We start from the raw sequence: 26,854 nt of genomic DNA, 5'->3' as shown, positions 1-26,854 counted from the left end.
GAATCACCATGGAACTGACCCCCCGCGAGAAGGACAAGCTGCTGATCTTCACCGCCGGCCTGGTGGCCGAGCGGCGCAAGGCCCGTGGCCTCAAGCTCAATTACCCGGAGGCGGTGGCTTACATCAGCGCCGCCCTGCTGGAGGGCGCCCGGGACGGCCAGACCGTGGCCGAGCTGATGAGCTACGGCACCACCTTGCTCGGCCGCGCCGACGTGATGGAGGGCGTGCCCGAGCTGATCCCCGAGATCCAGGTGGAAGCCACCTTTCCCGACGGGACCAAGCTGGTCACCGTCCACCAGCCCATCGTCTGAGGAGCGAGCATGATCCCCGGAGAAATCGACACCGCAGACGGCGAGCTGGAGCTCAACGTCGGCCGCGCCACCCTGAGCATCACGGTCGCCAACACCGGCGACCGCCCCATCCAGGTGGGCTCCCACTACCACTTTGCCGAGACCAACCTGGCCCTGGATTTCGACCGGGCCGCGGCCCGGGGCTATCGCCTCAACATTGCCGCCGGCACCGCCGTGCGCTTCGAGCCCGGCCAGACGCGTACCGTTGAGCTGGTGGCGCTGGCGGGAGATCGCAAGGTCTTCGGTTTCAACGGCCAGGTGATGGGAGTCCTCTGACATGGCAAAGATCTCGCGCCGCGCCTATGCGGAAATGTTTGGCCCCACCGTGGGCGATCGGGTGCGCCTGGCCGACACCGAGCTGTGGATCGAAGTCGAGAAGGACTTCACCATTTACGGCGAAGAGGTGAAGTTTGGCGGCGGCAAGGTGATCCGCGACGGCATGGGGCAGGGCCAGCGCCTGTCCTTCGAGGTGGCCGACACGGTGATCACCAATGCGCTGATCCTCGACCACTGGGGCATCGTCAAGGCCGACATCGGCATCAAGAACGGCCGCATCAGCGGCATCGGCAAGGCCGGCAACCCGGACATCCAGCCGGGCGTCACCATCGCCATCGGGGCGTCCACCGAGATCATCGCCGGCGAAGGCATGATCGTCACCGCCGGCGGCATCGACACCCACATCCACTTCATCTGCCCCCAGCAGATCGAAGAAGCCCTGATGAGCGGCGTGACCACCATGATCGGCGGCGGCACCGGCCCGGCCACCGGCACCTACGCCACCACCTGCACCCCGGGCCCCTGGCACATCGCCCGCATGTTGCAGGCGGCGGATGCCTTCCCCATGAACCTCGGTTTTCTCGGCAAGGGCAACGCCAGCCTGCCCGAGCCCCTGCGCGAGCAGGTGGAGGCCGGCGTGATCGGCCTCAAGCTGCACGAAGACTGGGGCACCACCCCGGCCGCCATCGACAACTGCCTGAGCGTGGCCGAGGAGATGGACATTCAGGTGGCCATCCACTCCGACACCCTCAACGAGGCGGGCTTTGTGGAAACCACCGCCGCCGCCTTCAAGGGCCGCAGCATCCACACCTTCCACACCGAAGGTGCCGGTGGCGGTCACGCCCCGGATATCGTCAAGCTCGCGGGTCTGCCCAACGTGCTGCCCAGCTCCACCAATCCCACCCGGCCCTACACCATCAATACCATCGACGAGCACCTGGACATGCTGATGGTGTGCCACCACCTCGACCCGGCCATCGCCGAGGACGTGGCCTTTGCCGAGAGCCGCATCCGCCGCGAGACCATCGCCGCCGAGGACATCCTCCACGACATCGGCGCCCTGTCCATGTTCTCGTCCGATTCCCAGGCCATGGGCCGGGTGGGCGAAGTGATCATCCGCACCTGGCAGACCGCCCACAAGATGAAGGTGCAGCGCGGCGCCCTGGCCGAGGATACGGCCCGCAGCGACAACTTCCGTGCCCGCCGCTACATCGCCAAATACACCATCAACCCGGCCATCACCCACGGCATCGGCCACGTGGTGGGCTCCATCGAGCCGGGCAAACTCGCCGACCTGGTGATCTGGAAGCCGGCCTTTTTCGGCGTCAAGCCCAGCCTCATCCTCAAGGGCGGCATGATCGCCGCCGCCGCCATGGGCGACGCCAACGCCTCCATCCCCACCCCCCAGCCGGTGCACTACAAGCCCATGTTTGGCGCCTTTGGTGGCGGCCTCAAGACGTCGCTCACCTTCGTCTCCCAGGCGGCCCTGGCCAGCGGCCACCTGGACGAACTCCGCCTCCAGAAACCCCTCGAAGCCGTGCGCAACATCCGCGGCGTCACCAAGTCGTCAATGATCCTCAACGACTGGCAGGGCGAGATCTCCGTTGACCCGGAGACCTACGAGGTCCGCGCCGCGGGCGAGGTCCTGACCTGCGAACCGGCCAGCGTGCTGCCCATGGCCCAGAGGTATTTCCTGTTTTAGACTTCCGGTCACTATGACAAATGTGACTGTTCGGAAATTGGGCTATCTGCGGGTATTTGATGTTTCGCGGAGCATGATGGGAAGAGATGAGGCGTGGGCCTTCTCGGTGGAGTACGACGGACGCAGGGAGTGGAGCCTTCTGGTGATCGAGAAGCCCACGGAGGGCCAGTGGCGGGATGTGCCCGCGCTGGTCAGCCTGTCTGCCGGAGGTGAGCCGGAGGAATTGCTTGCTTGGCGAGACCAGGAGCAAGGAAAGCTGAATGGGTCGCTCGTCTCCACGGTCGGCCGAGCGCGTAACAAGGCATGGGCGACATTTTTTGTTGGCTTGCTGTTTGCAATCCTCGCGATGATTCCTGACCCTGGGAACGCAATTGAAATCGGGATCATGTTGTTCATGTTTGGCGCCAGCATGCTGAAAGCGCTGTCGGTGCGTCGCAATGGTCGGCTCCTGTCACGTCTGAGCCAGATGGGGTGCTGACCGTGTTGTTGATTGCGCCCCATAAATTAATGAAGGAAAGCTGAATCTTGCTCCTGATCGAATCCCTCTACACCGGCGATGCCACCCCCGCGGCGCGTCTTGAACTCAACTTCGATGCCCGCACCAAGAGCCGGCTGCGCACCCAGCTGGTGGGGGGCGAGGAGGTGGGGATGTTCCTGCCCCGGGGTACCATCCTGCGGGGCGGTGACCGGCTGCTGGCCCAGGACGGGCGGGTGGTCGAGGTGGTGTCGGCGCCCGAGGATCTGCTCGAGGCGCGCTGCGCCGACGCCTTTGCCCTGGCCCGGGTGGCCTATCACCTGGGCAACCGCCATGTGGCGGTGCAGGTGGGCGACGGCTGGCTGCGCATCCAGACCGACCACGTGCTGAAGACCATGCTTACCGGCCTGGGGGCGGATGTGCATGCCCTGTCGGCACCCTTCGAGCCCGAGGCGGGGGCCTATGCCCATGGCCACCACCACGCGGAGCGGGGCGCCACCGAAGCGAAGATCCACCAGTACAAATGAGCCTGCCCCTGATCCGCCTGATGCAGCTGGTCAGCCCGGCCTTGCCGGTGGGGGCCTACACCTACTCCCAGGGGCTGGAGTGGGTGGTCGATACCGGCGCGGTGAAGACCGAGGTCCAGGTGGGCGAGTGGATCGGCGATGCGCTGGACGGGGCCTTCGGGGGCTATGAGCTGCCGCTGCTGGCGCGCCTGATGGCCGCCTGGGAGCAGGGCGACGATGCCGCCGTGGCGGATCTTAATGCCCAGTGCCTGGCCAGCCGCGAGACCTCCGAGCTGCGGGCCGAGACCGTGCAGATGGGTTATTCCCTGGTGCGTCTGCTGGTGGATCTGCCGGCCTTCCGGGATCTGCCGGGCTGGATTGCGCGGCTCAGGGCCGTCGACGAGCAGGTGTTTCCCACCGTGTGGGCGGCGGCGGCGGTGGCCTGGGGCGTGCAGCCGGAGCCGGCGCTCAACGGCTATGCCTGGGCCTGGATCGAGAACCAGGTGATGGCGGCGGTCAAGGCTGTGCCCCTGGGGCAGGCCGCCGGGCAGCGGCTGCTGTCGGCTCTGGCCGAGGCAGTGCCGGCCCGGGTGGCCGAGGCTCTGGTGATGCCACCCGCCGCGTGGTCCAACTTTCAGCCCGGGCTGGCCATTGCCAGTTCGCTGCATGAGGTCCAGTATTCCCGGCTTTTCCGGTCCTGAATTCATGCCAACCGCAACCTGCCGCGTTCCCCGACTCGCCATCGCCTGCCAGGGCGGCGGCGCGCACACCGCCTTCACCGCCGGGGTGCTGGCCTATCTCTTCCTGTCCTTCGAGCATTTCCGCGCCCAGGGCGAAGACGGGCGCTGGTTCGAGCTGGTGGGCCTGTCGGGTACTTCGGGCGGGGCCATCACCGCGGCCATGGCCTGGAGCCACACGCCGGACGACAGCTGGGCCGAAGGCGCACGCCGGGTGCTGCGCTACTGGAACCGCAACAAGGCCAGCCTGGACCCCCGGGGCAAGCTGCCCTTCTGGTGGGGGGAGTATTTCAGCAATGCCGCCAGCCGGGCCCTGGCCGCCTGGCAGGACTACCTGCCCTCGGTGAGCCTGCCGCCTTCGCCCTTTCTGTCGTCCCTGGTCCAGGCCCGCATGAAGGACGACCTGCGCGCCGTGGCCAGTGTGCCCGATCAGGCCGACCGCATCACCGGCCGCCCGGGGCTTGATCTGTTCGTCGGCGCCGTGGATGTGGTCAATCCCGAGGGAGAGCCCCAGACCGCCTTCCGCACCTTTCCCGATCAGCCGGCCGAGGGCCTGCGCCTCGACGAGCTGCTGGCCAGCGCCTGCATCCCCGAGCTCTTCGTGGCCCAGCCCCTCACCGTGGACAGCCGCGATGGCACGGGCCGGCGGGAGGCACGCTATTTCTGGGATGGCCTGTATTCCCAGAACCCGCCGATCAACGACTTCTTCATCGGCCGCCCGCGGGACTGCAAGCCCGACCTGCTGTGGGTCATCCAGATCAACCCCAACCGCTATGAAGGGCCCGACACCGGCCCCCTGACCCCACACGATCAGGCCGACCGGCGCAACGAGCTGGCCGGCAACCTGTCCCTGGCCCAGGAGCTGCGCGCCATCGACGTGGTCAATCGCATCGCCTTCGAGCTGGCCGAACTGCCGAAGCTGGAAGGCCCCCTGGCCGACTACAAGCCGGTGACCGTGTCCTTCGTGCGCCTTGGCCAGCGCGACGACGGCCCCCTGGCCCGGCATCGCCTCGACTACGCCTCCAAGCTGGACCGGGACCCGGACTTCATCGATGCGCTGATGGCCGAAGGCATCGCCGCCGCCCACCGGGCCGCCGTGGCCGGCGAGCTGATCCGCCCCCACGCCTGCATGAACGAGGTGTGCGCCTTCTCCTACCCCAACCCGGCCTGGCCCGAACCGGCTGTGCTGGCCGCGCTGCTGGCGGACGCCGGGCTGGCCCGCCAGTGGCAGGCTCTCGTCACGGCCTGACCTCCCGAATCCATCGACACCACCCCACAAGGACATTCCATGAAAGGCCAACCCCTCCGCGTCGGCATCGGCGGCCCCGTCGGCTCCGGCAAGACCGCCCTGACCCTGGCCCTGTGCCAGGCCCTGCGGCAAAAGTACGACCTCTGCGTGGTGACCAACGACATCTACACCGCCGAAGATGCCCAGTTTCTGGTGCGCAACGAGGCCCTGACCCCCGACCGCATCATCGGCGTCGAGACCGGGGGGTGCCCCCACACCGCCATCCGTGAGGACGCCTCCATCAACCTGGAGGCCGTGGACCGGCTGATCCGCCTGTTTCCCGATGTGGAGCTGATCTTCGTGGAGTCCGGTGGCGACAACCTGGCGGCGACGTTTTCACCGGAGCTGTCCGACCTGACGATCTACGTGATCGACGTGTCCGCCGGCGACAAGATCCCCCGCAAGGGCGGGCCGGGCATCACCAAGAGCGACCTGCTGGTGATCAACAAGATCGACCTGGCGCCACTGGTGGGGGCGTCCCTGGAGGTCATGGACCGGGACGCGAAGAAGATGCGCGGCGAGCGCCCTTTCATCTTCAGCAACCTCAAGACCGGCCAGGGCCTGGCCGAGATCATTGCCTTCATTGAAAAACAGGGCCTGCTGGTGGACGCCTGAGTGCTTGCCGTCTCAAAGCCGTCACGGCTTTGCGGTATGCTGCGGAGGTGTCCCGGGGTGCAGTCCACATGCCGCGGGACGCAGCTTCAACCCCATCCAATAACACGCAAAGGGAGCAGCAATGAGTGAGCAGACAAACGATTTTGAAGAATTCTACGGCGCCAAGTTTGAAGACCTGGCCGTGGGCCAGAGCGGTGTCTACGCCCGCACCGTGACCGAGGCCGACATTCTGGCCTTTGCCGGCGTCACCGGCGACTTCAACCCCGTACACGTCAATGAAGAGCTGGCCTCCGCCAGCATGTTCGGTGGCCGCATCGCCCACGGCATGCTGTCCGCCGGCTTCATCTCCACCGTGTTTGGCACCAAGTTCCCCGGCCCGGGCTCCATCTACCTGTCCCAGACCCTGAAGTTCAAGGCACCGGTGAAGATTGGCGACACCGTGGTGGCCCGCTGCACCATCAAGGAACTCACCCCCGAAAAGCGCAAGGCCAAGTTCGACACCGTGTGCACGGTGAAGGGCAAGGTGGTGCTCGAAGGTGAAGCCGAGATCATGATCCCGAAGCGTTGAGCGTCTTCGACATCGTCTGACCGTGGGGGCCGATATGCGTATCGGCCCCCTGTCATTTGGGGTGGAGCTTTGCGCCAGGCCCGCTCAGCCCTGCCTGCTACGCCGGATTACGGCGAGTCCGGCCAGGGCCGTGAGCGCCAGGCCCCCGGGTTCGGGCACGGCCTGGCTGGCGATGCTCTGACCGACAAAGCGGTAGCGGAACGAGTTGAAGATGCCATTGTGGGGGTCAGTGCCTTCCACGCTCAGGGTATGCCCGTCATAGGTGGCCTCGAAATCACCGAAGCTGCCCATGGACATGCAGTTCATGCCCTGGAGGAGCGACAGGGTGCAGGGGTCTTCCTTGCCCACGTAGGTATTGCCGTTCAGGATCCCGACAAAGGTCGGGAAGGAGAACCCAATGGCGTCCGCGCCGTTGAGGTTGAGTGCGACAGGGGTGAATTGAATCAGGTCCACTTCGATGGTCGGATCGGTCGGGAGGAAGCCGACGGTGAACGTCTTTCTCTGCACGTCCACCTGCAGGGCACCCGACAGCGTGAAGGTTTGTGGTGCCGGAGGCGCGCAGCCCAAGGGGTCGCAAATGACGAAGGTGCTGCTGTATGTCACCTGGCTCTGGCTGGCGTCCAGCTGGATCAGGCTTGCCTGGGCCTGGTGGGATGCGCAGGCGAGGAGAAGGCTGCAGATGCCGCCTGCAAGTCGGGATTTTGAGGTTTGAAGGGCGCGTAGCGGGTTCGACATGCTTTCCGATCCTAAAAATGACGGTCGCAAAGGGGGGCGACCTCGTCATTTTTGGCTGAATGCAATTTACATACCCTTTGTGGATTTTTCAGGGCAGGCGGGGCTATCCGGGGGCGTTGGGCGTGGCCTGTCCGCGCATGTGTAAAAACTGTCGACACCGAACGTGCGCTGCGGCTGTGCCTTCCCTCAGGATGCGTTGAGAGGTTGCATGCCTTGCTTCCGCGCTGGGATTGCCGATCGATCCTGGCCACGCCTCATCAAGGGAGGGGGCGGCGCTCCAGCAGTGCCTCCCTCGTCACCGGATCGGCCAGGCGGGCCTGCCACCAGGCCATCGCCTTGCCGGGTAGTCCGGAGGACCGTTGCCAGGCATAACGGATATAGGCGACGCGTTCCTGGCGGGCCACCGGTGGGGCGATCAGGCGGCCGGATTCGATGTAGGGGCGTGCCAGGCATTCGGGCAGAAAGCCCACGCCGATGCCCCGCAGTTGTGCCTCGAGCTTTTCGGTGAGCCCTGGTACGGTGAATACGTCCTGACCACCCAGCAGGCCGATGGTGAGGCCGCTGCCCCGGGTGGTGGAGTCGGCGACGGCCACCGCCCGATGGCGGCCGATGGTTGCGTCGTCCAGTGCTGAGGTGGCCGTGGCCAGGGGATGGTGGGGGGCGACGGTGAAGATGAAGCGCTGACTGCCGAGGGGCAGGGACTCGACGTTTTCGGGCATCACCGTTTCGGCAACCACGCCAATGGCCAGATCGGCCTGTCCGGAGGTGAGGGCTTCCAGCGTTCCCGACAAGATCCCGTCCCGCAGGCGCAGGCGTGTCGGCGGTTCGAGGGCGAGAAAGGCTTCGCACAATTCGAACAGGGTTGTCCGGTTGATGATGCCATCCACCGCCACCGTGAACTGGGCTTCCCAGCCCGTGGCGACGCGCTTCACCCGGTTGGCCACTGCGTCGAGCTCGTCCAGCAGGCGCGTACCTTCCCGCAGCAACTCCGCTCCCGCCGGCGTCAGCCGGGCATGGCGCGAACTGCGGTCAAACAGCAGCACATCCAGCGCGTCCTCGATCTGCCGGACCCGGTAGGTGAGGGCGCTCGGCACCATCCCCGCCGTCCGGGCAGCGGCAGCAAAGCTGCCGGCTTCGGCAATGCGCTGGAGCATGCCAAGGGCGTCAGGGGTCAGCACATCCCGGGGAGAGAGACGAAATTTCGACATCGCCGACTGCTTTCGTTCAGATTTATTGAATGATGCCATCAAAGCCGCTGGATCATCGGCGTTGGAGCTGACGCTACACTGGGCTTCATTTCAGGAGGTCAGACAATGCTTACCCTGCGTAGATCCGAAGACCGCGGCCTTGCCGACCATGGCTGGCTGCTCAGCCGTCACAGTTTCTCCTTCGCCGGCTACCACGATCCCGCCCACATGGGCTGGGGCAACTTGCTGGTCATCAACGAAGACCGCATTGCCCCGGGCGGTGGTTTCGGCACTCACGGGCACCGGGACATGGAGATCATCAGCTACGTGCTGTCCGGCGCCCTGGCCCACAAGGACAGCATGGGCAATGGCACGGCGATTCTGCCGGGCGAGGTGCAGCGCATGAGCGCGGGCACCGGCGTGCGTCACAGCGAGTTCAACCACGCGGCCGACGCCACCACCCACTTCCTGCAGATCTGGATCGAGCCTCGCCAGGTGGGCCTGGCCCCGGGTTACGAGCAAAAGTCGTTCCCTGAGGCCGAGAAGCGTGGCCGCCTGCGCCGGGTGGCGGCGCCCGACGGCGCGGATGGAGCGGTGACCCTGAACGCGGACGCGACCCTCTATGCCGGGCTGTTCGATGGCGACGAGTCTGCCCACCTGGCACTCGACCCTGCCCGCAAGGCCTATGTGTATCTGGTGCGTGGTGCCCTCACTGTCAATGGCCAGCCCCTCCGGGCGGGGGATGCGCTGCTGCTGGCCAACGAGCCCGTGCTGAGTCTGGCTGGCGGACACGATGCCGAGGTTCTGGTCTTCGATCTGGCACCCTGAAGGGCATCGCGTCCAGCGGCTGCGGCAATAGGCCGCAAACCCGTTGCCGGACAAGTTTCCAGAATCGCGCCTCCCGCAGGGCCGGTGGCTGTTGCCGGCCCTGCCCGAAGTCCGGGTGGAGGCATCGCGGGAGTCATCCTACGGGGCCGAGGCGGCCACGGTGGCCGCAATCTGACCCGCCTCCAGGGCGCTGCGGGCGCCCTCGGCCACATCCTTGCTGCTGGTGGCCACTTCTGCGGACACCGCAGCGCTCAGGCTCTGGATGCGCTGAATCATGGTGGCGGTCTCCTGGGTCGAGTTGCCAGTGCGTTCCTCCAGTTTGCGGACCTCGTCCGCCACCACGGCAAAGCCGCGTCCCTGTTCGCTCATGGTGAGGGTGGAGTGGGACAGCCCGTCCACCGTCGTGGCGACACCTGCCAGGGTGATCGACGAGGTTTCGTCGAGGCGCTGGATCTCCTTCAGCAGCACGTCCCGGATCTCGCGCCACTTGGGTGTTTCTTCCTTGTTGAGGACTTCCCTGGCGCTATCTCCCTGGCCTTCCTTGGCTTGCTGGGCGGCCGGGGTCCGTGGCGAACCGCTCCAAGGAAAATGAGAGTTTCCTTATATGTCGGTCAGGCGGCTCCATGCTTGATTGAACAAAGGGCGACCCCTGACGCGTGCGGCTTCTCAGCCCGCCCGGGCCTTGTCCTTCTTGTGCAGCAGCATGATGGGCGCGCAGCGGCCGGGGTCGTGGTAGATGCCGACGCAGTCGAGGCACTGGAAGCAGCGCTCGTAGCGGATGGCGCCGTTCTTCTCGATGGCGTCGTAGGCGCAGCGGTGGCGGCAGGTCTGGCAGGGCTGGCCGCATTCCTTGCGGCGGGGTAGCCAGTCGAGCAGGCGCAGCTTGCCGCCCAGGGCCATGGCGGCGCCCAGGGGGCACAGGTAGCGGCAGAAGAACTTGTAGTACAGGCCGCCCAGCACCAGCAGGATCAGCGCATAGGCCACGAAGGGTGCGCTGCGGTCGAAGCCCACGGTGATGGCGGTCTTGAAGGGTTCCACCTCCACGCCCTTTTCGGCCCATTGGGGGGCGAACGCGGCCAGGGCAGCGAGGACGGCCAGGATCACGAAGCGGCCCCGGTCGAGCACGCCGGCCAGCCGGGCCGGCAGCCTCAGTTCGGGCAGGCGCAGGGCACGGGCGAGCAGGGCGGCAAATTCCTGCAGCGCGCCGAAGGGGCACAGCCAGCCGCAAAAGGTGCCGCGGCCCCACACCACGAAGCTGACCAGAGTGAAGGCGATCAGCAGCAGGCTCACCGGATCGTAGAGAAAGCTCTTAAGCCCGGCGCCGGCGACGAGGGATTTGATGGCCCCGGTGATCTGGACGATGGACAGCTGCCCCTGGGCGTACCAGCCGATGTAGCCGAGGGTAAAGGCCAGGAAGGCGAGGCGGAAGGCCTTCAGGCGGCGTGCCGACACGGAGATCCAGCGGGGCCGGGCGAGCACCAACGACAGCAGGGCCAGCGAGGCGGCGATGATGCCCAGTTCCACGCCGCGATCCTTCCAGGCGATCAGCCAGTCGGGCAGGGGCGCCGGCGGGCGGTAGAACAGGGCCTCCGGTGCCTGATAGTCGAGCTGGGCGCTGCGCTGGGTGATCACCGGCAGCATGGAGCCCTTGGCCCGGGTCAGGGTCAGCTCGAAGCGCACCGGGCTGGCCGGGTCGATGCCGGACATGGGGGGCACCCGCAGCACCAGCGCGGCGTTGAGGGGCGGGGCCCCGACGGGCGGGCGGGGCGACAGGTCCAGGTCGCGCAGCTCGACGGGCGCACCGGCTTGGCTGAAGGCGAGGCGGGCGGGTACGGTGCCGCGGGTGAAGCTCTCGTCGATGTAGGCGTCGCGCCCGGCGCTGGCCACCCACCAGGCGTGCTGGCCGGGCTCCAGCCGACGCATCAGGTCGGCGTGGCCGGCGTCGCCCAGAATGGCCCGGCCGATGGTGGGGGCGTTGAGGTAGGCCACGTACAGGTCGATGAAGGTTTCGCCGGGGCGGGCCAGGGCCTCGGCATCGACCCCGGCGCCGTCGCTGCCGGCGAAGCGCTGTTCCACGTCGGCATGGCTCAGGTGCAGGCGGCCGATGGCGCCGGACTTGAGCAGCGCATCAAAGCTGCGGGCCTCATAGACGTCCTCCCGGACCTGTGCCAGCGGGCCTTTTTCGGCCGGTGCGGCAAAGCCCAGGCGGGCCCGGGCCACGGCGAGGGCCGAGGTGAGGACGGTCTGATTGACGATGCGCACCGAGGCGGTGGCCTTGCTCACCCCGTCCAGCACCACCCGGTTGCCCCCGGCGCCGGCCCGGGTGTTGCCGTAGAGGCTGGAGACGGTGATCTCCTGCTTCAGGCTCTTGTTGGCGTACTGGGCCAGGAAGTCGCGCAGGGGGCCTTCGCCCAGGCCGGACAGGAACACCGGCTCATGCTGGCGCAGCAGTTCCACGTCCATGAAGTTGCCCTTGCGGTCGATGCTGACCAGCAGGTTCATGGGCGTGCCCTCGAAGCCCGGGATGGGGGCGAGGTCGATGGATTCAAAGGCCCAGGCGACCGGGCCGGCTTCGGGTTCGAGTTCGCTGGTGATGGGCCAGGCGGGGATGTCGCGCAGCTTGTCGCCCACATGCAGGGGCGGCTGGAAGCGTCGGGCGATGTCGGCCTGGCCCAGATCGCCGGCCCAGGCCGCCGGGCCGGCGAGGAGCAGGCCCATGCCGGCGGCGACGCAGCGGAGAAGGCGGCGCGCAGGCATGGGGCCGTGCCCGGCTTACTTGGCCTCGAGCTGCTGCTTGAGGGCGCCCAGGCCGCTGGTGTAGATGCCGGCCACGGCCTTCTTGGCGCCGGCGTTGTCGGCCCCCTCGGCGGGCTTCTCGTCCTTGCGCTTGAAGGTGGAGGACCACTCCACGTGGCTGCCGCCCTTGGCTGCCTTGACCTTGAGGGTGGACACGTAGTCGCTCACCGGCAGGGGCGAGTCGATGATGCGGTACTTGAGGCTGCGGGTGGAGTCCTGGTGGCTCAGCAACTCTTCGACCAGCTTGGCGCCGTCCTTGGTGGTGACGGTGCGTACGGCGCCGCGCTTGTCCTTGCTGCCCTTGTCGAGGGTGGTGCTGCCCACGGCCGGGTGCCAGGCCAGGCTGCCGAAGTCGCGTACGGCTTCCCAAACCTTGGCCGGCGGGGCGGAGATGTCGATGTGCTCGGTGACCTTGAGGGGCTGACGGGCAGCCAGGGCCGGGGTGGCCGCGGCGATGGCAAGGGTGGCGATGAGGACGGCGGCTTTGTTGTTCATGGAGCTCTCTCGGTTGGGGAAAGGGGGATGAAACCTAGACTTCGATCAGGCCGGAACGCACGGCCGCCATGGCCAGTTCGGCCATGTTCTGTACGCCAAGCTTCTGCTTGATGTGATAAAGGTGGGTGCCGACGGTGTTGGGGCTGAGGTGGAAGGTCTCGGCCACTTCGGCCACCGAGCGGCCCTGGGCCAGCTGCAGGAAGACGCTGAATTCCTTGTCGGTCAGGGCTTCGGCGGGGTGCTCCGGGCGGTCGGCGCGGCGCAGGGCGGCGGCGATCTCCGGGTCGATGTAGCGCTGGCCCGCGGCCACCAGCCCCACCGCCTTGAGCAACTCGTCGGGGGGGCTGCGCTTGCACAGGTAGCCGGCGGCACCCGCCTTGAGGGCCCGTTCGGCGGTGATGGCGTCGGCGTGGGCCGAGGCGATCAGTACCTTCTGGCCGGGCTTGCGGGCGAGGATGCGCTCCAGCGCGGCGAGGCCGCCGCAGCCGGGCATGGAGAGATCCATCACCAGCACATCCGGGTCGAGTTCCTGCATCCGCTGCTGGGCGGCCTCGCCGCTGTCGGCTTCGGCCAGCACCCGGGCGCCGACGCCCTCGAGGAGCAGGCGGAACCCCATGCGCACGATGGCGTGGTCGTCGGCCAGGACCAGGGAAAGGGCGGACAGGGGGGCGGCTGCGCTCATGAGGGGAGGCCTTCCGGGAGGGCGGCCGGGGCAAGGGGCTCCGGCAGGGTGAGGGGCAGGCGGGCGCGGATGCGCGTGCCGCCGCCCGGCGGGCTGCTGATCTCCAGGCTGCCGGCCAGGCCGATGACCCGTTCGCGCATGCCGGCGAGGCCGAAGCCGGCCTGGCCCGGCGCGGGCAGGATGCCGCGGCCGTTGTCGCTGATCTCGATGGTCAGGGTGTCGCCCTCGCGCAGCAGGCGCACCCGGGCCCGGCTGGCCAGGGCGTGACGGACGATGTTGGTGCACGACTCCTGGACGATGCGCAGGGTGGCCAGGGTGATGTCGTCGGGCAGGGGCTGGGGGCCGGCGAAGAGCTCGGTGGACAGCTCGATGTCGGCATGGTGGCGGCTCCAGCTGGCGAGGTAGCTGCGCACCGCGTCGTCGAGGGTCTCGCGTTGGGCGCTGCCGGGGGGGCGCAGGCGGGTGAGCAGGGCGCGCACGTCGCCCTGCATGCGCGAGGCCACGTCGCGAATCACTTCGGCGCTCTGGTGGATCTGCGGAGTGTCGGTGCTGCGCTGGACGATGGCGCCGGCCAGCGCGGCAACGGCGGTGATGCTCTGGCCGAGTTCGTCGTGGAGATCCCGGGCGATGGCCAGGCGGTCGGCCTCGAGGCGCTCGGTGATGGCCCGGGCCACGGCCTGCTCGTGGGTCAGGCGGACGTTTTCGACCACGGCTTCGTTGAGGCGCCGGGCCATGCCGTTGAAGGCCTGGCCGAGGCGGGCGAGTTCGGCCGGGCCGTCGGTGGGCAGGCGGGTGTCGAAGTTGCCCTGGCCGGTGCGGTCGAGGGCGGCCATCACGGTTTCAAGGGGCTTGAGGGCGTGGTGGATGGCGAACCAGCTACCGATGAACAGGCCGGCCAGGGCCAGCAGGGCGCGGGCGGCGGCGGCGCTGAGGTCGTCCCACAGGTCAATCAGGGCCCGCGAGGGGTCGGGCTGCAGGTGCAGGGTGAGGCTGCCGGCGTGCAGGGTCATGGCCGGAATGCCGGGCTCCATCCAGTGGGTGAACCAGGCGGGTGCGTCCCGGCCGGGCTTGTAGGCGGAGGGCGGCGAGGTGTACAGCAGGCGGCCCGATTCGTCGCGGGCCTCGAGCTGGTGGGCGCGGATGCGGCCGACGGCGTTGAGGTGGGCGAGGAGCCGGGTCTCCGTCCAGGCCGGATCGCCGGAGGCGGTGCCCTGGGCGGATACGGCCAGCCACTGGGCGGCCACCCGGTGGGCGGCGGTGATCTCTTCGGTGATGGCAGTGCGGGCATCGCTCACCCACAGGGCGGCGCTGGCGATCACGAAGGCGGCTGCCAGGGCCGTCAGCACCAGGCTCACCCGCAGCCGCAGGGACTGGCCGTTGCCGGGCTGGCTGGGGCTGAGCTTGATGTCGGGGCCGGAGGGGAGGGAGCAGGCAGCTGCGTTCATGCCGGTTTCTCCAGTTTGAAAAGTACGGGGACGACGATCTGGAGCTCGCGGTTCTGCAGGGCTTCGGGCGGGCGGGGCAGCTGGCCGGCGCCGGAGACCAGCTGGATGGCGCTCTGGTCGAGGATTTCAAAGCCGCTGGAGCGAACCACCTGGGCGGCCACGATGTTGCCCTTGCGGGCGATGGTGACACGCACCTGCACCTCGCCCTCCCAGCCGCGCATGGCGGCCAGCCGGGGGTAGTTCTGCTGGCGGGCGAAGAGGCTGGAGAGGCTGCGCCCGTAGCGTTCGAGCAGGGCAGGGTCGAGGGCCTCGTCGGCGGCGGGTGCGGCAACTGCAGCGGGCTCGACATGGGTTGGCCGCGGGGCCGCTACGGCGATGGCCGGGGGCGGCGGGGTGTCGACGGCAGGGGCGGCGGGTGCGAGGGGGGTGGGGGCCGGAGTGGGCTCGGTGCGCAGGGCGGGTGTGTTGTTGGGGGCCTGGGCCAGCGGGCGGGTCAGCACGGGGGCCGGGCGCGGTGCGACCTGGGGGGCGCGGGCCGGGGCTTCAACGCGGGGCGGCGGTGGGGGTGTCCGCACTTCGGCGACGGGCGGCGGGCTTACTGGCGCGGGCAGCGCTGCGGGCGTGCGGAGCACGATTTCGAGGGTGGGCGGCGTGGCGGGGGCTGGCGGCAGGCCCTTGCCTTGCACCAGCAAGGCCATGGCATGGACACCGATGGACAGCCCGATGGCCAGCTGCAACGGGCGTGGCAGGGCCGCGGGGCGGGGCCAGGCGGTATCGGGCAGCGGCAGGGCGGGGCTCATGGCTTGCGGCGTTCGCCGGAAAGGGCACGTTGCTCATAGGCCGGATAGAGCTGGCCCACGGAGCGGCGGTACTCTGCGTCGACCACGGCCAGGCCGCGGAATTCCGCCGGCAGCGGCAGGGTCAGGACTTCAGTCATGTCGAGGCCGTCGTCGGCCGCCTGGCGCAGCTGGCGGTCCAGCCAGGCCAGCCAGGTGCGGGTCTGGCGGATCGGCCCGGTGTCGCCGGCCACCGGGCCGTGGCCGGGCACGAGGGCGGTGAAGGAGGTCTTCTCGAGCTGATCGAGGGCGGCCTGCCAGCGGGGCAGATCGGCATGGGGCGTGGTGGGGGTGCGACCGTTGAACACCAGGTCGCCCGCAAAGAGCACGCCGGTGCTGCGGTCGAGAATGACCAGGTCGGCCTCGGTGTGGCCGGCGAGGGCGATCAGTTCTAAGCGGTGCCCGCCCATCTCCAGGGGGCCGGCGGTGAGCGGGCGGGCCGGGGCGACGGGTTCGGTGCCGGCCATCCAGTCACCGGCCAGGCGGTACATGTTTTCGTTGAGGCTGCCGCCTTCGCTGTGGATGCCCTTGATGGTGGCGGGCAGCGCGGCCAGGCTGGCCGGGGCGAAGGCCTGGTTGCCGAGGAAGTGGTCCGGATGGTGGTGGGTGTTGAGCACCAGGCTCACCGGCTTGTCGGTGATGCGGGCGATGGCGCGCTTGAGCTGCTCGCCGTAGGCCCGCGACGGGCCGCTGTCGATCACCACCACGCCGGCCTGGGTGACGATGAAGGCGGTATTGACGATGTTGCCGCCGTTGGCAAAGCTGAAATCCTCGCTGCGCCCGACCAGCACCCAGGTGTCGTCGGCAATGCGCACGGGGGTGAGGCCGTAGTCCCGGTCGGCGGCGGCGAGGAGCACCGTCCAGCCGAGGGCGAAGACGGCAATGAGGCTGCGTGCGGTGCGGGAGAGGGGGGTCATTTTTCGATCGCAGCCGAAATGGCGTTGCCGTTGTTGTCGCGGCCGCTGACCCGGTACGCGGCGGCGGCCCGGGTGGCGGGGATGTCGACGGTGAACACCGGGTTCTCGGCGATGGGCTCGAAGCCCTCGATGTGCATCAGGGCCTTGCCCTGGTCGTCGCTGAGGTCCAGGTCCTGCAGGAAGAAGGCCGGAATGCCGGCGGCGAGGCCGGTGTCGATGGGGTGGATGATGCGCAGACGGATGCGCTCGCCACCTTCCTTGCGGGCCCACACGCGACTGCTCACTTCCCCCAGGCGTTTCTGCCATTCGGGCGAGCCGCTGCCCGTGGAGGGCAGGGTGCAGCCGCCGCCGGCGGTATTGACCCAGGTGCCGCCCACATGCCAGATGCCGTCGGCGGTGCGCACCGCGGCGCGAACCGGGGTGGACTGCTGCAGCTTGATGCGGAAGCCCAGGGCCGCGTGGGCGCCGCTGGGTTCGAAGCGGACGATGCGCACGATGGGGTTGAAGTCGGCGAAGACGAGCACCTCGCGCACGCCGTTCAGGGCGCTGGCGTCCACGCTCACCGGCACGTTCATGGCGTTCTCGGCGGTGAGGGGGGCGGTGACCTTGACCCGATCGTCAAAGATGACCTGGGCCGTCGCCGGAAACATCTCCTTGCGCATGTCGGCCCAGCGGGGCGAATCGAGGGGGTCGGTACGGCGCTCGGCAGGGGCGGCGGCGTGACCTGCGCTGCAGGCACAGGCCATCCACAGGGCCGTGAGGGCCGCGAGGGCTTGCTTCTTCATTCTGTCTCCTGACGGCGGCCTGCCGGTGGCGGCGCGCTCTGTTTGCTGTGAAAGGCGCTGCAAGAGCTGTGCCACTGCCCGGGAAGTCGACGGCCTGGCAGCCGGAAGCGGGTTTCAGCGCGGGGGACAAGGGTTTGCGTGGACCGTGGTGCCAGGGACCGGCGAGTTCTGCGCTGCGGACATCTGTCGCAGGTGGTACATCTGTCGCGCCTGTCCTGCTTCGGGGTGCTCCAGCTTGGAGCAGTTGGTGTGGAATGAAGCATCAAGTGGGCGGAATGGCCCAGGCTGGCTTTATTTTTCCCATTCGAACGTGTTTTCGACCAGAGCCAACTTCCCGTTTTCTATCGGGAATTTTTCCCGGTCGATCTATTTTCCGGCCCGGCGCCAAGCCTTTGGCACAGCTCTTGCGCAGGGAAAGCGCTGCACGACCTGGTTGGGCCGGGAGGTGGCCGCCCCAGGTAGCGCTTAAGCACCTTCTCGAAGGAGACATTCAATGATCCAAAGGAGCAAAACAATGAAAAAGCCGTTTGCGTTGAGCCTGATCGCGGCCGCCCTGATGGTGGCCGGTTCGGTCCACGCCAAGGAAGTCACGGACGCCGACATTGCCAACGACGCCAAGACCACTGGCGATGTCACCCACTTCGGCCTGGGCCAGCAGGGTCAGCGCTTCAGCCCCCTGGACAAGGTCAACGTCAAGACCGTCAAGAACCTGGTCCCGGTGTGGTCCTTCTCCTTTGGTGGCGAGAAGCAGCGCGGCCAGGAATCCCAGCCGCTGATCCACGACGGCAAGATGTTCGTGACCGCTTCCTACAGCCGCATCTTTGCCCTGGATGCCAAGACCGGCAAGAAGCTGTGGAAGTACGAGCACCGCCTGCCCGAAGGCATCATGCCCTGCTGTGACGTGATCAACCGTGGCGCTGCCCTGTATGGCGACGTGGTGATCTTCGCCACCCTCGACGCCCAGCTGGTGGCCCTGAACAAGGACACCGGCAAGGTCGTGTGGAAGGAGAAGATCGACGACTACGCCGCCGGCTACTCCGCCACTGCGGCACCGCTGATCGTCAAGGGCCTGGTCATCACCGGTGTGTCCGGTGGCGAATTCGGCGTGCAGGGCCGTATGGAAGCCCGCGATGCCAAGACCGGCAAGATGGTGTGGATGCGTCCCACCGTTGAAGGCCACATGGGCTACAAGTGGGTGAACGGCGAGAAGGTCGAGAACGGCATCTCCGGTACCCTCAACGCCACCTGGACCGGCGACCTGTGGAAGACCGGCGGTGCGGCCACCTGGAACGGCGCCACCTACGACCCCGAGACCAACCTGGTCTTCGCGGGCACCGGCAACCCGGCTCCGTGGAACAGCCACCTGCGCCCCGGCGACAACCTGTTCTCCTCCGCCACCGTGGCCATCGACCCGGATACCGGCAAGATTGTCTGGCACTACCAGACCACCCCCCACGACGGCTGGGACTTTGACGGTGTGAACGAATTCGTGTCCTTCGACTACAAGGATCCGAAGACCGGCAAGGTCATCAAGGCGGGCGGCAAGGCTGACCGTAACGGCTTCTTCTTCGTGCTCGACCGTACCAACGGCAAGCCGCTGAACATCTTCCCCTTCGTCAAGGACATCACCTGGGCCAAGGGCTTCGACATGAACACCGGCCGTCCCATCTACGTGGATGAGAACCGTCCTGGCGACCCGTCCGGCAGCGCGGATGGCAAGAAGGGCAAGAACGTCTTCGCCGCTCCGTCCTTCCTGGGCGGCAAGAACCAGCAGCAGATCGCCTACAACCCGCAGACCGGCCTGTTCTACGTGCCGGCCAACGAGTGGGGCATGGACATCTGGAACGAGCCCGTCTCCTACAAGCGCGGTGCGGCTTACCTGGGCGCCGGCTTCACCATCAAGGCCCTGCACGACGACTACATCGGCTCCCTGCGCGCCGTGGATCCGACCACCGGCAAGATCGTGTGGGAAAACAAGAACTTCGCTCCCCTGTGGGGCGGTGTCCTGACCACCGGCGGCAACCTGACCTTCTACGGTACCCCCGAAGGCTACCTGAAGGCGCTGGATGCCAAGACCGGCAAGGAAGTCTGGTCCTTCCAGACCGGCTCCGGCGTGGTGGCTCCCCCGGTTACCTGGATGGAAGGCGGCGAGCAGTACGTGGCCGTGGTGTCCGGCTGGGGCGGCGCTGTTCCCCTGTGGGGCGGCGACGTGGCCCGTCGCGTGAACTTCCTGGAGCAGGGCGGTTCCGTGTGGGTGTTCAAGCTGCACAACGGCAAGTAATTGTGCTTGCCCGGTACAGTCCGGCTTTTCGGGCTGTACCGGCTGAAACCTCCCCGCGGCTTCACTGCTGCGGGGTAGCGGCCCCCTCTCGAGGGGGCCGTTTTCATTGCCAGGGTGAGTCGGCGTCCTTTGAGGAGACGGATTACCAGAGCTCGCGGGTATCCAGCCAGACCACCTGGCCGGTGCGTTGCTTCACTTCGCGAACCATGTGTTCGGTGCCGCCGGGGCCGTCGCCGCCACTGCCGTTCCACAGGCAGATCATGTAGCCACGCCTGACGCCCAGGGACAGGGTGCTGTGCAGCAGCCAGTGGTTGCAGCGTTCGAAGGGGCTCATCGGCTTGCCGGACGCGTCTCTGGGCAAGGGGCCGAGGACCTCCGGCATGATCCGGTTGGGCAGGGTGAGGGCGTGGTCGCGTACGGCAAGGAAGCGCTCGCGCCAGACGTCGCCGTTGGTGGCGGGGAGAACGGACTGTTCGATGAAATCGGCTTCGGGCAGGGGCAGCAGCAACTGCACATGCATGCCCAGGGCGAGGCAGGCTTCGGCGAACAGCAGGTCGCCGCCCGAGGCGCCCTGGGTGATGGCCAGGTCGTCCTTGCCGGCGCCGAGGCGGGTCAGGGCATCGGCGATGGCCTGGGCGGCGATGGGTTCCTTGTCGGCCGGGAAGCGCGGCGTGGGGCGGGTGGGGCTGTCGATCATGTGCCCGGAAAAGAGGAATACCTTGCGCGGCTGCCAGCCCTTGTCGGTGGGGGGGGCCAGCCGGATGAGGGCCCGTTCGAAGGTGGTGACGCCCGCACCGACCTCGTCGGGCCGGAAGCCCAGGCTGGCCAGCAGCCGCAGCTGGGCCAGGCAGGCATCCAGGGCGAACCAGTCCTTGTCGGCAAGGGCGATGGCGGCCTGGTAGGCGTTCTTCACCTCGTCGGCGTTGCCGCCGAGCACGGCCAGGTCGCCCAGGGTGGCAGCGGCCCAGAAGCGCTGGGCCGGGGATCGCTCGCAGGCGGCGGCCCAGGCCACCCCGCCGGCCATGGCGCCTGCCTCGGCATCGAAGTCGGGCTTGTTGGTGAGGTGCCGGTGGAGGTGCATCAGGGTGACGGCATTGATGCCCGAGTAGTAGTGGCCGGGCGCGGTGCGAAAGGCCCGGGCGTAGCCGGCGATGGCCGCCTTCAGCAGGGCCTCCTCGTAGGCGGCGTCTTCACGCTTCTTCTCGGGGCTGTGCTCCGGGCGGTTCCAGGCGTCCATCCACGCATCCTTGTCGAGGCGGGCGAGAAGCGACAGGGTTTCGACGTCGTCCGGGTGCTCGGCGAGGAGGGCTTCGTAGACCTCGCGGGCTTCGTCGGGCCGCTTCAGGCGCTGCAGGCAGATGCCGCGCTGGCGGGCCGCTTCCAGGTTGGCGGGGTCGAAGCCGAGGGCCTGCTCGAATTGCTCCAGGGCGTAGGTGTAGTGCCGGCCCTTGAGCAGGGCGGTGCCGGCCTTGAGCCGGGCCTCCACCCGCAGGGCGGTGACCGGCGCCTCGTCGGCCAGCACCAGTACATCCTCCGGCCGGCCGGCCTTGCGGGCTTTTTCGATGAGCGCGGCCCAGGTGTCGTGGCGCTGCCAATACTCACGCACCGCACCGATGCGCAGGGTCTTCCAGTCGGGCTCCTGCAGATTGGGGAGGAGCCCATACACCGGGCTTACCGGCCGCTCGTGCCAGGCCGCCAGGGTGGCGATGGTCATGTCGGTGATGGCCTTGCGGTCGTCGGCCAGGTGGGTTGGGTCGGGCGCGCCGTCCTTGAGGTGGTAGCTCAGTTTGCGGTCGGTGTAGATGTCGAAGGGCTTGGTGCCCCGCGGCCCCTGCACGAGGATCACCCCGCGGGCCCGCAGGGCATGGCGTACGCCCAGTTCGTACCATACGTTGGGGTTGTCGATGCTCAGGTCGGCCACCACCAGATCGGCCATCAGCAGCTCCTGGAACATGTCCAGGCGAATGTCCCCGGCCCGCTGCTCCTTGTCGGCCCTCAGCACCTCCAGGCCTGCATCCTCCAGGGCCGGCTTGATCAGTTCATCGAAGACACGGTTGAAATCGATCTGCTCGCCCTTGTCATTCAGCTTGCTGCCGAAGGGCATGGCCACGAAGGCATGGAGTTTCATCGGGGGCTTTCCGGGAGTGGAGGTGGGCGACCTGCCAAGGGTCTTATGAATCTTAGTTGGCCGTCGGTGGCGCTGACAAGCGCGAGGGGGAGGTCGGCTGGACGAGCAGCGCGATGTGAAAAATGGTGTTGCAAAATCAGCGGCGGCATTCGAATATGCCTGCTGGCAGAAAGACCGAGCCACGCCGGGCCGGCAGCATTCTGTGCGCTCATGAGGACGTCCGATCCATGATCTCCGACTTTTTCAGGCGGTTTCTTGCACGGCTGCCGTTGGCCTGCAAGGTGCTTCACTCGGGTCGGATGCGGCTCTCCGGCGGGAGTGCCACCGAGAACACTGCGGGCCTGGACTGGGCCAGCAACAAGCGTATCCCCGAAACCTATTTCGAGCCCTATTGCGCGGCGCGTCCGAAGGTCAATTAGGCGTTGATTGATCGTGATGTCTTTTTCATAAAGGAAAAAAGAAATGGCTCTCAACGTGATCTTCGCCGGAGGCGATCGTGTGGGTCTCGTTGTTCGGGGGAAGTCGTCGCACGAGGATGACCCCAGTGTCTTTGCGCAGCATGCTGACTGCATTCTTTCGAACGGTGCGCCGGTGGGGTTCTTTGGCAGCGGAAATACCGGCAGTTCCGGTGGCGGCTCCTCTGGCAGCGGGGCGTCCAGCAAATCGAGCGCCAACTTCTCGAATTCGTCCGGTATGGGCATGACCGGCGTGGTGTACGACCAGGCCGGGTTGGCACGCAACCGCGCCAACTATGTGGATGTTGCGGTGGCCAAGGCGACCAAGACGGTTTCCACGGTGCTGCTCGTCCAGGTTTCGGCCGCTGAGGCAGCCTTGTTTGATGGCGCGTGGCAAGACATGACCAAAGATCCGGGCAGCTTTCAGATCCTGGGGTGGAACTGTTCGACACATGCCTCGCAGGCGTTTCGCAAGGCGGGCATCTTGAGTGCCGGAATTCCCGGGCTGGATACGCCAAACAATCTCTACAAGCAGTTGTGTATCGAGAAGAACGGGAAGGTCACTGTGGCCTCGGGATATGTCGGGTTTTCGACCTTGGGATCGGGCTATATGCTGACCATAGAGCCGGTCACGCCATGAAGCTGCAGAGCTGGTTTGTGCGATGCTGTTCTGCCATCGCGAAGCCACGCAGCAGCGTGGCCGTGTTTGCTTTAGTTGGAGGTGCTTGTATGGCATCCAGTAGCCTGGAGCTGAAATGGGAATGGCCCGCGGGTCGGACCAGCGATATGGCTGCGCTGGTCAAAGTGCAATCCATCAAACCGGCTTCAAAAGGGTTTTTTGGCATCCTCGCGTCGCCTTCAGTGGCCAATGCGTTGCCCGAAGCAACGGACGTCAGTTTCATCTTTGACGAGCAGGGGCCACATAACGCGGGGCAGGTCGCTACCGTCCGGCTCCCGGGCGTGGAGGCGCGCAAACTCGAGGTGGGCTCCTGGGCGGCCATCGGGTTGCTGGAGTCAGGGCGTGTCTGCGCCTGTGTTCAGGCCGCGCCGAAAGTGAATGTTGAAGAGTTGCGACGCTGGATTGCGGGCTGGAAGTGCCCGGCTGATTCCAATTAGTTAGCTGGTGGTCTGATCGTCGCAGAAACGGGCTGGCTACCGTCAGCCACGCCTGCGCATCAGGGCGACGACCATCACGTACACAACCACTGCATTGGCGAGCAACAGGCTGGCGTGGAGAAATGTGCTCTCCTGAAGGAAGGACAGGAGCTCGAAAGGCAGGTAAATGCCGCCACTGGCGGCGGCCAGCATTTCGGCCCAAGCGCGTCGGTAGTACAGGCCGAACGCCTCCACAAAGCGCAGGGCCGAGTAGGCCAGGGCTCCAGCGGCCAGCATGAGCAGGCGCGACGCATGGATGTTGTTTGCGGCGTCTAGGAATATCTGCGGGTAGTGCCCGGCCGGGTTGAGGTGGGCGTGCTGGACCAATGACAGCACCAGTGCGTGCAAGTCCTTGTGCACGAGGCTCAGCAGCCCTGTCCCCGCAAGCAGCACGACCAGCCCCTTGAGGGCTTCAAACAGCGCAACAAACCGGATCGCGCGGTTCATGGAGGCGTCTGACTCGTTTGCCCGTATGCCCTACCGTGTTGTCAGAAGGCGAGTGGGACATCGGGGAGGTTGGCAAGCACCTGGTCGTAGCGATCATGGCGCTCGAGAACCTCGATGACGGGAGCCAGGGGTTCGGCCCAGATTTCGGGCAGATCGCGCTCCCGGGCTTCCCTGATGGGGAACGCAAGTGCTTCGTCTGGAGGGCAGAACCGGGCATCGATGCCAGGTTTGTTTCCCCTGGCATCGATTCGGTACCACCCGTGGTCCTGCAGATAGACGGCGTTCAAGCCGTGGAGGCAGTAGGGGGCACCCTCGTCTCCAACGGACAGGCGCTGATAGCAGAGGCCTGTCGGGATGCGATTGGCCCTCAGCACGGCCGCGAGCAGATGGCTCTTGGCATAGCAGTAACCCGTTCGGTAGCGCAGGACGTCCGACGCCTTGCATGTGACCGGGTTGAGCTTGAAGTCGGAGCTATGCCGAATTTCATCCCGGACGAACTCGAAGCAGCGACGGACCAGATCCCTTTCGGAGCTTGCATCCCGTGCCAGATCACGCGCGAGTGCTGCAACCTGAGAGTCTTCGAAGTCGATGTATTTGCTGGGGGAGAGAAAGCGCTGCATGGGGGCTCTTCTGGAACTGTTTTGAAAGGTAGGGGCTGCGCGCCGGGTCGCCAGAGGCCACAGCCCGAAGAGACGATAGCAGATCGGGCTGGGCCTTGGCGGAGTGCAATCAGCCGCGGGTGGCGCCGATCAGCACGAAGAACATGCGCGCCGCTTGCTCGCTGCGGTTGCGCCAGGCATGCCGGGTGCCGAGCTGCACGACCACGTCACCCGCCTTCAGATGGCGTTCGCGCCCGTCATCGAGATCCAGCCAGATCTCGCCTTCCAGCACCACGCCGTAGTCCATCGTATCCGTCTGGTGGAAGCCCGAGCCGTCGGGGTCGAAGCTCTCGGCGAGGCCGGGTAGCCTCTGTGCAAACTCCATTCCCGCCGCGGCGGGGTCGAAGTGGGGGGCGCTCATCACGCTGTCGGGAGGGAAGCTCACCACCATGGCGGTGGTGCCGCCAGGCTGCGGAAGGACGGACTCCACCGCCACCACCGGATCGGACGGGCTTGCGGGAATGCCGGGTTGTGCCCCGGTCTGCCAGACCAGATTGACGACGAAGCCGGGGTGGTGTTGGAAGGTGCCATGGGTGAGTGGTGCTTGCAGGGCAAAGTCGGCGTGGCCATCGGCATCGTGGCCGGTGACGATTCTCGTGGTTTGCATCGGGTTCTCCTTTTTGGGCTAAGGCGTGCCGGGCCGCTCAGGCGTGGGTGATATGGAAGTTGGTGAAGCCGTTGGCCTGGGACTCGACCGCCGCGAGGGCTTCGTTGAGCTGCTCCAGCGGATAGGCGCGAGGCTCCAGCAGGCCCAGGTCCACGAGACCGGCGCCGATCATGCCCACCAGCTCCTCTCCTTCAGTCGGGGTGAACCACAGGGAGCCGATGTACTGCAGTTGGGCGCACATGAAGGGGTGCGGGTCGATGGGAATGGGGCCGGCCACGCCGCCGATCTGCACGATGCGCCCGCCCCGGGCCACCGCGCCCATGGCGTCGACCGACAGCTCGGCAGGTGCCTTCGCCCCCAGGGTGTCCAGCATCGCGTCGACACCGTCGGGCAGATGCCGGCGCGCCTGCTCGGCGATCCCGCCTTCGCCCAGCACCACCGGCACCACGCGTTGCGGGTCCAGCGCGACCAGGTGCTCCAGTGCCGCGCGATCCCGCGCAACAACCAGCACCCGGGCGGCACCGAAAGCCAGCGCAAGCAGCGTCGCGCCCACCCCCAGGGTGCCGGTGGCACCGAGGATCAGCAGGCTCTGGCTGGGGCGCAGGGCCGACTTGCGGATCGCCGAATAGGCAGTGCCCAGGTAGCCGAGGCGGGCTGCCTGGGCTGCACTCAGCGTGTCGGGGAGGCGTACCAGGTTGGTCGCCGGTGCGGTCAGGTACTCGCCGTAGCCCGCATGGGGGTAGCGCTCGAAGATCGCCTGGGAGCCCGGGCCGAAACCGAAGTAGCCCATGAAGGTATAGCTGTCGCAGCGCGTCGGCTCGCCCTGCCTGCAGTAACGGCATTCACCGCAGCCGATGCCCGGGTTCACATACACCCGGTCGCCCGGCTTCCAGGCGGTGACGCCGTCGCCCACCGCCGCCACCGTGCCGGCACTGTCCAGGCCGAAGGTGGCCGGCAGCGCCGGCAGCGGCAGAAAGGGATACCAGCTCGGAAAGTGGGTAACCACGTTGCGCAGGTTGGGAATCAGCCCGCAGGCCTCAACTTTTACCAGTACCTCGTGCCTGGCTGGCGTGGGAACGGGAATTTGATCAATGGAAAACCTGCCGCCGATCTCGTGCAAGCGCGCAGCCCGCATCATGCTCATGGTGTCTCCTCCTCGGGTGGTTGCGGTTCTGGCCGCACGGGAATGGCGGGCCAGCCAGGGGAGGGCACACGCCCAGGCAGAATCTGCGACACCCGCCCCGATAGGCGAGTGCATCCCCGGCGACTATGCTCGCCTTTCCGTCACCGGCATGCGCTCCGGAGGCTGACGGGTTTATCCCGGCGGTGCACGGAAAGTGTGGGGTGGGCGGGGGAGCCGCGTGGGCAGGAGGTGTGGAGATCTTGGTCTGGTCGGGCGTGGGTGTGTGGGCGCTTTGGTCAGAGTCCGCCATGCTGCATTCAGAAATCAGCTGGGGAGATGACGGTGTAGCGATCACCGAAGACGAGCAAGTCCTTGTTTCCTGTGATGAGGTAATTGACGTTGCCCACCTGAAGCGCTGCCAACAACGATGCCACGCGCCGGAAGATGTGGGGTGAGCATCGTTAGCGCGGCGCTCCGAATGCAGCCTGCACTTGCTTTGCGGAAAAGAAGCGTGCGAGTGCCTCGGTAAAATCGGTGTCAAGTGGAAGGGCAGGGTTACCGTATGAGGCGATCTGCTCCTGGCGATCAAGGGGAACGCTCTTCATGACGTGGTTCATTCCCGCTACGACCGTCAGTACGCACGCCTTGTTGGCGGCGTGAAGCGCTTCGGCGTCAGCTACACCAACCTGAATATCGGTTTGTATTGACCCACCAAATCCTGCACAGGTCACGCTGCTAAAGCGAATGCCTCAGCCGGCGTTTTCATATCCAGCGCC

Annotated in this window: 29 protein-coding genes and 1 pseudogene; 15 read left to right on the top strand and 15 right to left on the bottom strand. The window is 66.9% G+C overall.

What is annotated here, in order from left to right; genetic code table 11:
* Positions 1-8 precede the first annotated feature (8 nt).
* The 9 genes from ureA (at position 9) to L6Q67_RS20920 (ending at position 6,517) form a co-directional block, all read left to right on the top strand.
* A complete protein-coding gene (gene ureA, locus L6Q67_RS20960) occupies positions 9-311 on the top strand; it encodes an urease subunit gamma (RefSeq protein WP_296574379.1) in 303 nt (100 codons plus the stop codon).
* Positions 312-320: 9 nt separating this feature from the next.
* On the top strand, positions 321-626 hold the full coding sequence (locus L6Q67_RS20955) for an urease subunit beta (RefSeq protein WP_296574377.1): 306 nt from the start codon (positions 321-323) through the stop codon (positions 624-626).
* 1 nt (position 627) lies between these two features.
* Positions 628-2,328: an urease subunit alpha gene (gene ureC / locus L6Q67_RS20950; RefSeq protein WP_296574374.1), complete on the top strand. Its 1,701-nt coding sequence runs from the start codon at positions 628-630 to the stop codon at positions 2,326-2,328.
* Positions 2,329-2,470: 142 nt separating this feature from the next.
* Positions 2,471-2,806 (top strand): hypothetical protein, encoded by a 336-nt coding sequence (locus L6Q67_RS20945; RefSeq protein WP_296574371.1) that lies wholly within the window; start codon positions 2,471-2,473, stop codon positions 2,804-2,806.
* Between the two features lie 47 nt (positions 2,807-2,853).
* The gene (ureE, locus tag L6Q67_RS20940) at positions 2,854-3,330 is read left to right on the top strand and encodes an urease accessory protein UreE (RefSeq protein ID WP_296574367.1); all 477 of its coding nucleotides are present in this window, start codon (positions 2,854-2,856) and stop codon (positions 3,328-3,330) included.
* Positions 3,327-4,010 (top strand): urease accessory protein UreF, encoded by a 684-nt coding sequence (locus L6Q67_RS20935; protein ID WP_296574364.1) that lies wholly within the window; start codon positions 3,327-3,329, stop codon positions 4,008-4,010. The genes ureE and L6Q67_RS20935 overlap by 4 nt, the downstream gene beginning before the upstream one ends.
* Before the next feature lie 4 nt (positions 4,011-4,014).
* Positions 4,015-5,295, top strand: a complete 1,281-nt coding sequence (locus L6Q67_RS20930; protein ID WP_296574361.1) for a patatin-like phospholipase family protein — start codon at positions 4,015-4,017, stop codon at positions 5,293-5,295.
* A gap of 39 nt (positions 5,296-5,334) precedes the next feature.
* Complete coding sequence (gene ureG, locus L6Q67_RS20925; protein WP_296574359.1) at positions 5,335-5,949, top strand: urease accessory protein UreG; 615 nt, start codon at positions 5,335-5,337, stop codon at positions 5,947-5,949.
* Positions 5,950-6,070: 121 nt separating this feature from the next.
* Positions 6,071-6,517: a MaoC family dehydratase gene (locus tag L6Q67_RS20920; RefSeq protein ID WP_296574358.1), complete on the top strand. Its 447-nt coding sequence runs from the start codon at positions 6,071-6,073 to the stop codon at positions 6,515-6,517.
* Positions 6,518-6,601: 84 nt separating this feature from the next.
* Here the strand turns inward: L6Q67_RS20920 and L6Q67_RS20915 are convergent, their stop codons facing one another.
* Together L6Q67_RS20915 and L6Q67_RS20910 are read right to left on the bottom strand one after the other, a co-directional pair.
* Complete coding sequence (locus L6Q67_RS20915) at positions 6,602-7,252, bottom strand: hypothetical protein (protein WP_296574356.1); 651 nt, start codon at positions 7,250-7,252, stop codon at positions 6,602-6,604.
* A gap of 257 nt (positions 7,253-7,509) precedes the next feature.
* Positions 7,510-8,460 (bottom strand): LysR family transcriptional regulator, encoded by a 951-nt coding sequence (locus L6Q67_RS20910; RefSeq protein WP_296574354.1) that lies wholly within the window; start codon positions 8,458-8,460, stop codon positions 7,510-7,512.
* 105 nt (positions 8,461-8,565) lie between these two features.
* Between L6Q67_RS20910 and L6Q67_RS20905 the strand changes: the two genes are divergently transcribed.
* A complete protein-coding gene (locus tag L6Q67_RS20905) occupies positions 8,566-9,267 on the top strand; it encodes a pirin family protein (protein ID WP_296574351.1) in 702 nt (233 codons plus the stop codon).
* 138 nt (positions 9,268-9,405) lie between these two features.
* Here the strand turns inward: L6Q67_RS20905 and L6Q67_RS20900 are convergent.
* From L6Q67_RS20900 to L6Q67_RS20865, 8 genes and pseudogenes are all read right to left on the bottom strand, one after another.
* Positions 9,406-9,630 (bottom strand): annotated as a pseudogene (locus L6Q67_RS20900) (methyl-accepting chemotaxis protein); the annotation flags it as partial.
* A 303-nt stretch (positions 9,631-9,933) separates the two neighbouring features.
* Positions 9,934-12,024, bottom strand: coding sequence for a 4Fe-4S binding protein (locus L6Q67_RS20895; RefSeq protein WP_296574348.1), 2,091 nt, complete (start codon positions 12,022-12,024; stop codon positions 9,934-9,936).
* 15 nt (positions 12,025-12,039) lie between these two features.
* On the bottom strand, positions 12,040-12,558 hold the full coding sequence (locus tag L6Q67_RS20890) for an SRPBCC family protein (protein WP_296574345.1): 519 nt from the start codon (positions 12,556-12,558) through the stop codon (positions 12,040-12,042).
* Between the two features lie 34 nt (positions 12,559-12,592).
* Complete coding sequence (locus L6Q67_RS20885) at positions 12,593-13,240, bottom strand: response regulator transcription factor (RefSeq protein ID WP_296574343.1); 648 nt, start codon at positions 13,238-13,240, stop codon at positions 12,593-12,595.
* Positions 13,237-14,685, bottom strand: coding sequence for an ATP-binding protein (locus L6Q67_RS20880; protein ID WP_296574340.1), 1,449 nt, complete (start codon positions 14,683-14,685; stop codon positions 13,237-13,239). The genes L6Q67_RS20885 and L6Q67_RS20880 overlap by 4 nt, the downstream gene beginning before the upstream one ends.
* On the bottom strand, positions 14,682-15,485 hold the full coding sequence (locus L6Q67_RS20875; protein WP_296574336.1) for an energy transducer TonB: 804 nt from the start codon (positions 15,483-15,485) through the stop codon (positions 14,682-14,684). The genes L6Q67_RS20880 and L6Q67_RS20875 overlap by 4 nt, the downstream gene beginning before the upstream one ends.
* A complete protein-coding gene (locus tag L6Q67_RS20870) occupies positions 15,482-16,438 on the bottom strand; it encodes a quinoprotein relay system zinc metallohydrolase 1 (RefSeq protein WP_296574333.1) in 957 nt (318 codons plus the stop codon). Before L6Q67_RS20870 ends, L6Q67_RS20875 begins: the two co-directional genes overlap by 4 nt.
* A complete protein-coding gene (locus tag L6Q67_RS20865; protein WP_296574466.1) occupies positions 16,435-17,184 on the bottom strand; it encodes a quinoprotein dehydrogenase-associated SoxYZ-like carrier in 750 nt (249 codons plus the stop codon). Before L6Q67_RS20865 ends, L6Q67_RS20870 begins: the two co-directional genes overlap by 4 nt.
* 553 nt (positions 17,185-17,737) lie before the next feature.
* Here L6Q67_RS20865 and L6Q67_RS20860 point away from each other — a divergent pair.
* The gene (locus tag L6Q67_RS20860; RefSeq protein WP_296574328.1) at positions 17,738-19,504 is read left to right on the top strand and encodes a PQQ-dependent methanol/ethanol family dehydrogenase; all 1,767 of its coding nucleotides are present in this window, start codon (positions 17,738-17,740) and stop codon (positions 19,502-19,504) included.
* 142 nt (positions 19,505-19,646) lie between these two features.
* Here the strand turns inward: L6Q67_RS20860 and L6Q67_RS20855 are convergent, their stop codons facing one another.
* The gene (locus L6Q67_RS20855) at positions 19,647-21,632 is read right to left on the bottom strand and encodes a tetratricopeptide repeat protein (protein WP_296574325.1); all 1,986 of its coding nucleotides are present in this window, start codon (positions 21,630-21,632) and stop codon (positions 19,647-19,649) included.
* 227 nt (positions 21,633-21,859) lie between these two features.
* Between L6Q67_RS20855 and L6Q67_RS20850 the strand changes: the two genes are divergently transcribed.
* Genes L6Q67_RS20850 through L6Q67_RS20840 form a run of 3 tightly spaced genes read left to right on the top strand, consistent with a single transcriptional unit; the run spans position 21,860 to position 23,203 of the window.
* Entirely contained in the window at positions 21,860-22,051 is a 192-nt protein-coding gene (locus tag L6Q67_RS20850; RefSeq protein WP_296574322.1) for a hypothetical protein, read from the top strand.
* Positions 22,052-22,094: 43 nt separating this feature from the next.
* Positions 22,095-22,727: a hypothetical protein gene (locus tag L6Q67_RS20845; protein ID WP_296574319.1), complete on the top strand. Its 633-nt coding sequence runs from the start codon at positions 22,095-22,097 to the stop codon at positions 22,725-22,727.
* On the top strand, positions 22,724-23,203 hold the full coding sequence (locus L6Q67_RS20840) for a hypothetical protein (protein WP_296574316.1): 480 nt from the start codon (positions 22,724-22,726) through the stop codon (positions 23,201-23,203). The genes L6Q67_RS20845 and L6Q67_RS20840 overlap by 4 nt, the downstream gene beginning before the upstream one ends.
* 42 nt (positions 23,204-23,245) lie before the next feature.
* Here the strand turns inward: L6Q67_RS20840 and L6Q67_RS20835 are convergent, their stop codons facing one another.
* From L6Q67_RS20835 to L6Q67_RS20820, 4 genes are all read right to left on the bottom strand, one after another.
* Positions 23,246-23,689: a DUF2127 domain-containing protein gene (locus L6Q67_RS20835; protein ID WP_296574314.1), complete on the bottom strand. Its 444-nt coding sequence runs from the start codon at positions 23,687-23,689 to the stop codon at positions 23,246-23,248.
* 41 nt (positions 23,690-23,730) lie between these two features.
* On the bottom strand, positions 23,731-24,309 hold the full coding sequence (locus L6Q67_RS20830; protein WP_296574313.1) for a transglutaminase family protein: 579 nt from the start codon (positions 24,307-24,309) through the stop codon (positions 23,731-23,733).
* 109 nt (positions 24,310-24,418) lie between these two features.
* Positions 24,419-24,955, bottom strand: a complete 537-nt coding sequence (locus L6Q67_RS20825; RefSeq protein WP_296574311.1) for a cupin domain-containing protein — start codon at positions 24,953-24,955, stop codon at positions 24,419-24,421.
* A gap of 37 nt (positions 24,956-24,992) precedes the next feature.
* Positions 24,993-26,099: an alcohol dehydrogenase catalytic domain-containing protein gene (locus tag L6Q67_RS20820; protein WP_296574308.1), complete on the bottom strand. Its 1,107-nt coding sequence runs from the start codon at positions 26,097-26,099 to the stop codon at positions 24,993-24,995.
* Between the two features lie 287 nt (positions 26,100-26,386).
* Here L6Q67_RS20820 and L6Q67_RS20815 point away from each other — a divergent pair, with 287 nt between their 5' ends.
* Positions 26,387-26,533 carry a hypothetical protein gene (locus L6Q67_RS20815; protein ID WP_296574305.1) on the top strand — a complete coding sequence of 49 codons (147 nt, stop codon included), beginning with the start codon at positions 26,387-26,389 and terminating at the stop codon, positions 26,531-26,533.
* Positions 26,534-26,854: the final 321 nt, after the last annotated feature.

Origin of the sequence: Zoogloea sp. (genome assembly GCF_023150065.1) — a bacterium.
GTDB lineage: Bacteria > Pseudomonadota > Gammaproteobacteria > Burkholderiales > Rhodocyclaceae > Zoogloea.
This window is presented reverse-complemented; position numbering and strand designations above follow the sequence as displayed.